Genomic DNA, 7,197 nt, shown 5'->3' on the forward strand with positions numbered 1-7,197 from the left:
TGCCGCCCAAGGGGTCAATGGGTCAAATGCCGGTTGAAACGCCATCAACCGGGATAATTCATGCTTTATCATTTACGCAGGTTCTTTCTGATCCTCTTGACCCTTGTGATCCTGCTGGTGGCGGCGGTGGTCGGCGTGGTCTGGTTCCTGTTCGCCGAAGGCAATCCCTATCCCGACCTGACCACCGCGCCGATCCTGCCCGATGGCACCTTGCAGGCGGTGGTGGAAACCGACCTGCCGGTGGGCAACGTGGCGGTCTCGCCCGATGGGCGGCTGTTCTTCACGGTGCACCCGGAAAGCGCGTGGACCGGGCCGAAGCTCTATGAATGGGTGGACGGCGCGCCGGTCGCCTTCCCGTCCGAAGCGGAGCAGGCACGGCTGTTCCAAACGCCGCTCGGCCTCGACTTCGACAAGCGAAACCGGCTCTGGGTGGTGGATTCAGGGAACCACGGGTTCGGCACGCCGCAGCTTTTCGCCTTCGACATGGAAAGCGGGGCGGTGGTGCATCGCCACGCCTTCACGCCGGAAGTGGCGCCGAAGGGCTCGTTCCTGCAGGACTTGGCGGTGAACGCGGACGGGTCATGGGTCTATATCGCGGATACCGGTTTCTGGGCGAAACGCCCGGCGCTGATCTCCTACGAAGTCGGCGTCGGCCTGGCGGGGCGCTTTCTGGAGCGCCATGAAACCGTGCTGCCGCGCAACTACCTGATCCGCACGGGGACGCGGGACATGAGCTATTTCGGCGGCCTTCTGTCGCTGAAGGTTGGGGTCGACGGAATCGCGCTGGGGCCCGACGATCAGTGGCTCTATTACGCGGCGATGAACCACGACAACCTTTACCGGGTGCCGGCGCGGCTTCTGCACAACCGCAACATCGACCATCTGAACATCGCGGTGGACATCGAGACGGTGTCGCGCAAGCCCCTGTCCGACGGCATCGCCGTGGACGGGCAGCGCAACGTCTACGTCACCGACGTGGAGCACGGCGCGCTGCACAGGGTCAACATCGACGGCGTCTCGGAAACGCTGATCAAGGACAGCCGCATCCGCTGGGCGGACGGGCTGGATTTCGGCCCGGACGGCGCGTTGTACCTGTCTGACAGCGCCGTCCCCTCGCTGATCCTGCAGGACCGCCAGGTGCAGGAAGCGGCGGCACCGTTCACCATCTGGAAATTCACGCCGCCCCGCACGCCCGAGCCTGACGTGCTGCCCGGCAACGCGCCTGCCGGCGGATCCGACTGACACCGCTGCGCGGGGGTCAGTCCTCACAACTCCCGATAGCCGTCGCCAGGCCGTTCATCAGCGCGGGGTAAAGCTCCGCACCCGTGGGCAGCTGAAGACCGAGCGGGTCGATGATGACGACCTTCGCGCCGTGATCCTCGGCGAGGCTTCTGGCGAAACCGTCGCCGAGCTGCGGCTCGGCCAGGATGCAGGACGGTCCCGAGAGCCAGTCCCCGATCTGGCGCAAACGCGCCGCGCCGGGCGCGCTGGCATCCCCCGGCGCGATCGCGCCGCGCACGGTCAGGCCGAAATGCGCCTCGAAATACTGCAGGACGTCATGGGTGACGACCAGCGTCGTGCCCGGATCGGGCAGGGCATCCGCGACCGCCACCTCGAGGCTTTCCAGGTCCCCTGCGAAGGCCCGGGCATTGGCGGCGTATGTCTCTGCCCCGGCAGGGTCGAGGGTGGAAAGCTGCCCGGCAATCGCCTCGGCGATGCGCGCCGCGTTCGCGGAGTCGAGCCAGATATGCGGGTCCATTGCCGCCGTGTCTGCATGTGACTCTGCATCTGCACCCGGGGCGTGATCATGGTCATGATCATGGTCGTGCTCGTGGGCGCCGCCCGGCGGGGCGAAGGCCGCATCCCGGCGCAGATCGAGCAGCACCAGCCCAGGCGTCTCCATCAGCGCAAGGTGCCGGGCATCCCCGGCCAGCGCGTCGAGCGCGCGCTCCAACCAGGGGGTCAGCGCCGGGCCTGTCCAAATCACCAGGTCCGCATCCGCCAGGGCGCGGGCCTCGGACGGGCGCAGGGCGGCGCTGTGCGGGTCGCTGCCGGGGGGCAGGATCAGCCCGGGCGTGCCGACGCCCGCCATGACCCGCGCGGCGATGGCGTGGATCGGGGGCACATCGGCCAGAACGTTGGGGGCGGCCTGCGCCGCTGGTGCCGTGACAAGGGCGATCAGTATCGCAAGCCTGCGGAAGGGGTGTTTCAAGATGCGCTCCGGTGGTTGTGGTGCCGTGGGGAGGGTTTGTAATGATATACTATAACGTTCGCAATTCGAAAATCGCGGCAACAGGCCGCCCTTGCCAAGGGCGCGCTGTCGAACGACATAATGGGGCCAACCGAAAAGGGAGATTTCGATGCCAAAGGACGTGCCGGCCAAGGATGCCCCGGACATGAGCGCCTTCGCCTGGGCGGATCCGCTGCTTCTGGACGACCAACTGAGCGAGGAGGAGCGGATGGTGCGCGACGCGGCGCGCAGCTTCGCCGATGACGTGCTCGCGCCCCGGGTCATCGCCGCCTACCGCGACGAGGTGGTGGACCCCGGCCTGTTCCCGCTGATGGGCGAATTCGGCCTGCTGGGCGTGACCCTGCCCGAGGAATACGGCGGCGCGGGCGCGTCCTACGTCGCCTACGGCCAGGTCGCGCGGGAAGTGGAGCGGATCGACAGCGGCTACCGCTCGATGATGAGCGTGCAGTCGAGCCTCGTGATCTATCCCATTTACGCCTACGGCTCGGAGGAGCAGAGGCGGAAATACCTGCCCGGCCTGGCCGCGGGCACGCTGATCGGCTGTTTCGGGCTGACCGAGCCGGACGCGGGTTCGGACCCGTCGGGGATGAAGACCCGGGCGGAAAAGACCGCCACCGGCTACCGGCTGTCAGGGTCGAAGATGTGGATCTCCAACAGCCCGATCGCGGATGTCTTCGTGGTCTGGGCGAAGTCCGACGCCCATGACGGCAAGATCCGCGGCTTCGTGCTGGAAAAGGGCATGAAGGGCCTGTCCGCGCCCAAGATAGGCGGCAAGCTGAGCCTGCGCGCCAGCGTCACGGGCGAGATCGTGATGGACGGGGTCGAGGTGGGCGAGGCCGCGCTGCTGCCCGGCGTGCAGGGCCTGAAGGGGCCCTTCGGCTGCCTGAACCGCGCGCGCTACGGCATATCCTGGGGGGTGACGGGCGCGGCGGAGTTCTGCTGGCACGCCGCGCGCCAGTACGGGCTGGAGCGTAAGCAGTTCGGCAAGCCGCTGGCGCAGACGCAGCTGTTCCAGAAGAAACTGGCCGACATGCAGACCGAGATCGTGCTGGCGCAACAGGCTTCCCTGCGGGTGGGGCGTCTGATGGACGAGGGCCGCGCCGCGCCCGAGATGATCAGCCTGGTGAAGCGCAACAACTGCGGCAAGGCGCTGGACATCGCGCGGATGGCCCGCGACATGCACGGGGGCAACGGTATCCAGGAGGATTACCAGGTGATGCGCCACGCGGCGAACCTGGAGACGGTGAACACCTACGAGGGCACGCACGACGTGCACGCGCTGATCCTGGGCCGCGCGCAGACCGGATTGCAGGCGTTTTTCTGAACCAAGGCAGCGGAGGCCCGCTGGCGCGGGCCATTCCCTTTCCCCCCATCCTGTCGGATGGGGCCTCCGCCGCCCGGGGCCAAGGGACGCCCCAAGGCCGGGAATGGGGGCGGCTTGAGTTGGCAGGTGCGGTTTGCCGAGAGGATCGGCAGGCGATCCTGGTCGAGCGTCGCACGAAGACCGCCCCCGCCTCAAGGACGGGGCGCTGGCGCGCTCGCCCGTGCCGGGCGATCCTTGACCCGGGCGCGGTCTTCGTGCTTTTGCCCCATGATGTGGCGCGTCAGGTTGGGGCCTGCCCCCCGATCGCGGCCGAGATCTCGGCCGCGGCGGCCTTGACCGCGGCGCTGCTTTCGGCGACCTGCGCGTCCGGCAGGCGGCTTTCCGGGCCGGAGATCGAGACGCCCGCCGCCGGCTCTCCGTGGACGTTGAAGACCGGGGCCGCGATGCAGCGCATCCCGAGCGTGCGTTCCTGGTTGTCGAGGCTGACCCCCGTGGCGCGGATCCGGGCGAGGTCGGCGCGCAGCGCGTCCTCGGTCTTCAGCGTATGCTCGGTGAAGCCGGTCAGCGGGTGGCTGGCGATCCAGCGGTCCAGCCGGTCATCCGGAAAATGCGCGAGCAGCGCCTTGCCGATTCCGGAGGCGTGCATCGGGCTTTGCTTGCCTGGCGGAAAGAAGGCGCGGATCGAGGCGTGGGTTTCGACCTGGCTGACGAACAGGACCGCGTCGCCGGTTTCAATCCCGAGGTTTGCCGTCTCTCCGGTCTGTTCCATCAGGCGGCGCAGCACCGGGCGGGCGCGCTCGACCACGCTGGTGCGCCGCAGAAAGGACGCGCCGATGCGATAGGCGCCCGGCCCGACGTGCCAGCTTTGGGTCGCCTCGTCGAACTCGGCGATGCCGTGTTGTTGCAGCGTCACCAGCACGCGGTAGACCGTCGCCGGGGACTGGTCCAGCGCCTCGGCCAGGGTGGTCAGCCCGGAGGATTCGACCTGCGCGAGGCGTTCGAGCACTGTCATCGCCCGATCGAGCGCGCGGATGGTATTCTGCTCTGTGCGGTCGTCGAAAGCCTTGGGGCGTCCGCGTTGCCGCTTGGTGTCTCTCTCGGCCAGAACGGGGCCCTCCTTTTGGTGAAACCTTTGGCTTCCAGGATGCCGGATGGGCATTGAAAAAAGCCAAGGTGCTGTAAGTAAAAGGTATATCGGAATATTTCGCGATACGAAAAATTAAAACAAAAAAATTGGCGGTTGGCAAGGTGCGGCCTATGTTGCCCGGGAACCAGGAGGAATCGCCATGACAAGTCAGAACCCGGTCTTCATTCCCGGCCCGACGAATATCCCGGATGCGTTGCGCAAGGCCTGTGACATGGCCACGCTGGATCACCGCAGCCCTGCCTTCCGCGCCATCTTCGAGCCGGCGGTCGCGGGCGTGCGCAAGGTGCTGGGCATGGAGGAGGGCGAGGTGGTCATCTTTCCCGCCACGGGGACCGGCGGTTGGGAAGCCTCCATCGCGAACACGCTCAGCCGTGGGGATACGGTTCTGGCGGCGCGGCACGGCATGTTCTCGCATCGCTGGATCGACCTCTGCCAGCGCCACGGTCTGAACGTCCGGGTGATCGAGACGCCCTGGGGCGAGGGCGCCCCCGTCGCCGCCTTCGAGGAAGCACTGAAGGCCGACACCGGGCATGAGATCAAGGCGGTCCTGGCCACCCATAACGAGACGGCGACCGGCGTGCGCTCGGACATCAAGGGCGTGCGCGGTGCGATCGACGCGGCGGGGCATCCGGCGTTGTTCATGGTGGACGGGGTCAGCTCCATCGGCTCGATGCCGTTCGAGATGAGCGCCTGGGGCATCGACCTGGCGGTCACGGGCTCGCAAAAGGGGTTCATGCTGCCCGCGGGCCTGTCCATCGTCGGGATCAGCCCCAAGGCGCTGGCGAAGATGGAAGACGCCCGCCTGGCGCGCTGCTTCTTCGATTTCCGCGACATGCTGAACAGCTACAAGACCGGCGGTTATCCCTTCACGCCCGCGGTGGGCCTGCTGAACGGCTTGGCGGTATCCGTCGACATGCTGCTGAGCGAGGGGCTCGACAATGTTTATGCGCGCCATGCCCGCATCGCGGAAGGCGTGCGCCGGGCGGTTGCGGCCTGGGGTATGAAACCCTGCGCCGCGCGCCCTGCGCTGTATTCCGAAACGGTGACGGCGGTTGTCGTGCCCGAGGGGTTCAACGGCACCGATGTCGTGACACAGGCGGCCAAGGTTTATGAAGTTGCTTTCGGCGTCGGCCTCGGAGAGGTTGCCGGCAAGGTGTTCCGCATCGGGCACCTTGGCTCGCTGACCGAAGTCATGGCGCTGTCGGGCCTTGCCACCGCCGAAATGGCGATGGCGGACCTTGGATATCCGATCAAGCTGGGCTCCGGCGTTGCCGCCGCTCAGGAATACTACCGCGAGAAAGGAGAAGTCGCCGCGCTGGCGGCGGAGTGAATGATGAAGGACGCCGTACCCGAGTATATCCCGACCTATGACGATGTCCTGGCCGCGCATGAGCGGATCAGGCCGCATATCCATCGCACGCCCGTGCTCACATCGAGCTACCTGAACGGGCTGACCGGCGCGGAGCTGTTCTTCAAATGCGAGAACTTCCAGAAGGCCGGCGCGTTCAAGGTGCGCGGCGCCTCGAACGCGGTCTTCGGCCTGTCCGACGAAATGGCCGAAAAGGGCGTCGCGACGCATTCCAGCGGCAACCACGCGCTCAGCCTCAGCTATGCGGCCGGGCGGCGGGGTATTCCCTGCCACGTGGTCATGCCGCGCACCGCGCCGCAGGCCAAGAAGGACGCGGTGAAGGGGTATGGCGGGATCATCACCGAATGCGAACCCTCTACTTCTTCGCGCGAGGCGGTCTTTGCCGAGGTGCAGGCCGCCACGGGCGCGGAGTTCGTGCACCCCTACAATGACCCCCGGGTGATCGCGGGGCAGGGCACCTGCAGCCGCGAGTTCATGGAACAGGTCACGGACATGACCGGCGGACCGGTGGACATGATGGTCGCGCCCATCGGGGGCGGGGGCATGATCTCGGGCACCTGCCTGACGCTGTCCAACATCGCGCCGGACGTCCAGATCATCGCCTCCGAGCCGGAGCAGGCGGACGACGCCGCGCGCAGCTTCAAGGCCGGGCATATCATCGCGGACGATGCGCCGGACACCGTGGCCGATGGGCTGAAGGTGCCCCTGAAGGAGCTGACATGGCACTTCGTGCGCAACCACGTCACCGACATCCTGACCGCCAGCGAGGAAGAGATCATCGACGCGATGAAGCTGACCTGGCAGCGGATGAAGATCGTGATGGAGCCGAGCTGCGCCGTGCCGCTGGCCACCATCCTGAAGAACAAGGACCGATTTGCCGGCAAGCGGGTCGGCGTCATCATCACCGGGGGGAATGTCGATCTCGACCGTCTGCCCTGGATCAAATCATGAATTGGGGAGTTTGATATGCCTGCATTCGACAATCTCGACGACCTTGAGGTCGGTTTCGACGTTCCCGCACTTCCGGGGATGGACGAGGCGGACATCCAGACGCCCTGCCTGGTGCTGGACCTGGACGCGCTGGAGCGCAACATCAAGAAGATGGG

6 protein-coding genes and 1 pseudogene are annotated in these 7,197 nt (G+C 66.7%); 5 read left to right on the plus strand and 2 right to left on the minus strand.

Going from position 1 to position 7,197, the window contains the following annotated elements:
- Nucleotides 1-60 precede the first annotated feature (60 nt).
- Nucleotides 61-1,242: an L-dopachrome tautomerase-related protein gene (locus tag DJ029_RS19190; protein ID WP_112324108.1), complete on the plus strand. Its 1,182-nt coding sequence runs from the start codon at nucleotides 61-63 to the stop codon at nucleotides 1,240-1,242.
- 16 nt (nucleotides 1,243-1,258) lie between these two features.
- Here the strand turns inward: DJ029_RS19190 and DJ029_RS19195 are convergent, their stop codons facing one another.
- Entirely contained in the window at nucleotides 1,259-2,212 is a 954-nt protein-coding gene (locus tag DJ029_RS19195) for a zinc ABC transporter substrate-binding protein (protein ID WP_157966452.1), read from the minus strand.
- Between the two features lie 148 nt (nucleotides 2,213-2,360).
- Between DJ029_RS19195 and DJ029_RS19200 the strand changes: the two genes are divergently transcribed.
- Nucleotides 2,361-3,575, plus strand: coding sequence for an acyl-CoA dehydrogenase (locus tag DJ029_RS19200; protein WP_112324109.1), 1,215 nt, complete (start codon nucleotides 2,361-2,363; stop codon nucleotides 3,573-3,575).
- Between the two features lie 280 nt (nucleotides 3,576-3,855).
- Here the strand turns inward: DJ029_RS19200 and bhcR are convergent, their stop codons facing one another.
- The gene (bhcR, locus tag DJ029_RS19205) at nucleotides 3,856-4,734 is read right to left on the minus strand and encodes an HTH-type transcriptional regulator BhcR (RefSeq protein ID WP_112324110.1); all 879 of its coding nucleotides are present in this window, start codon (nucleotides 4,732-4,734) and stop codon (nucleotides 3,856-3,858) included.
- A gap of 127 nt (nucleotides 4,735-4,861) precedes the next feature.
- Here bhcR and bhcA point away from each other — a divergent pair, with 127 nt between their 5' ends.
- The 3 genes and pseudogenes from bhcA to DJ029_RS19220 all read left to right on the plus strand — a co-directional run.
- The gene (gene bhcA, locus DJ029_RS19210) at nucleotides 4,862-6,052 is read left to right on the plus strand and encodes an L-aspartate--glyoxylate aminotransferase BhcA (RefSeq protein WP_112324111.1); all 1,191 of its coding nucleotides are present in this window, start codon (nucleotides 4,862-4,864) and stop codon (nucleotides 6,050-6,052) included.
- Nucleotides 6,053-6,055: 3 nt separating this feature from the next.
- The gene (gene bhcB, locus DJ029_RS19215) at nucleotides 6,056-7,042 is read left to right on the plus strand and encodes a beta-hydroxyaspartate dehydratase BhcB (protein WP_112324118.1); all 987 of its coding nucleotides are present in this window, start codon (nucleotides 6,056-6,058) and stop codon (nucleotides 7,040-7,042) included.
- Between the two features lie 15 nt (nucleotides 7,043-7,057).
- Nucleotides 7,058-7,197: pseudogene (locus tag DJ029_RS19220) on the plus strand (DSD1 family PLP-dependent enzyme); the annotation flags it as partial.

Source organism: Oceanibium sediminis, from assembly GCF_003265325.1.
GTDB lineage: Bacteria > Pseudomonadota > Alphaproteobacteria > Rhodobacterales > Rhodobacteraceae > Halovulum > Halovulum sediminis.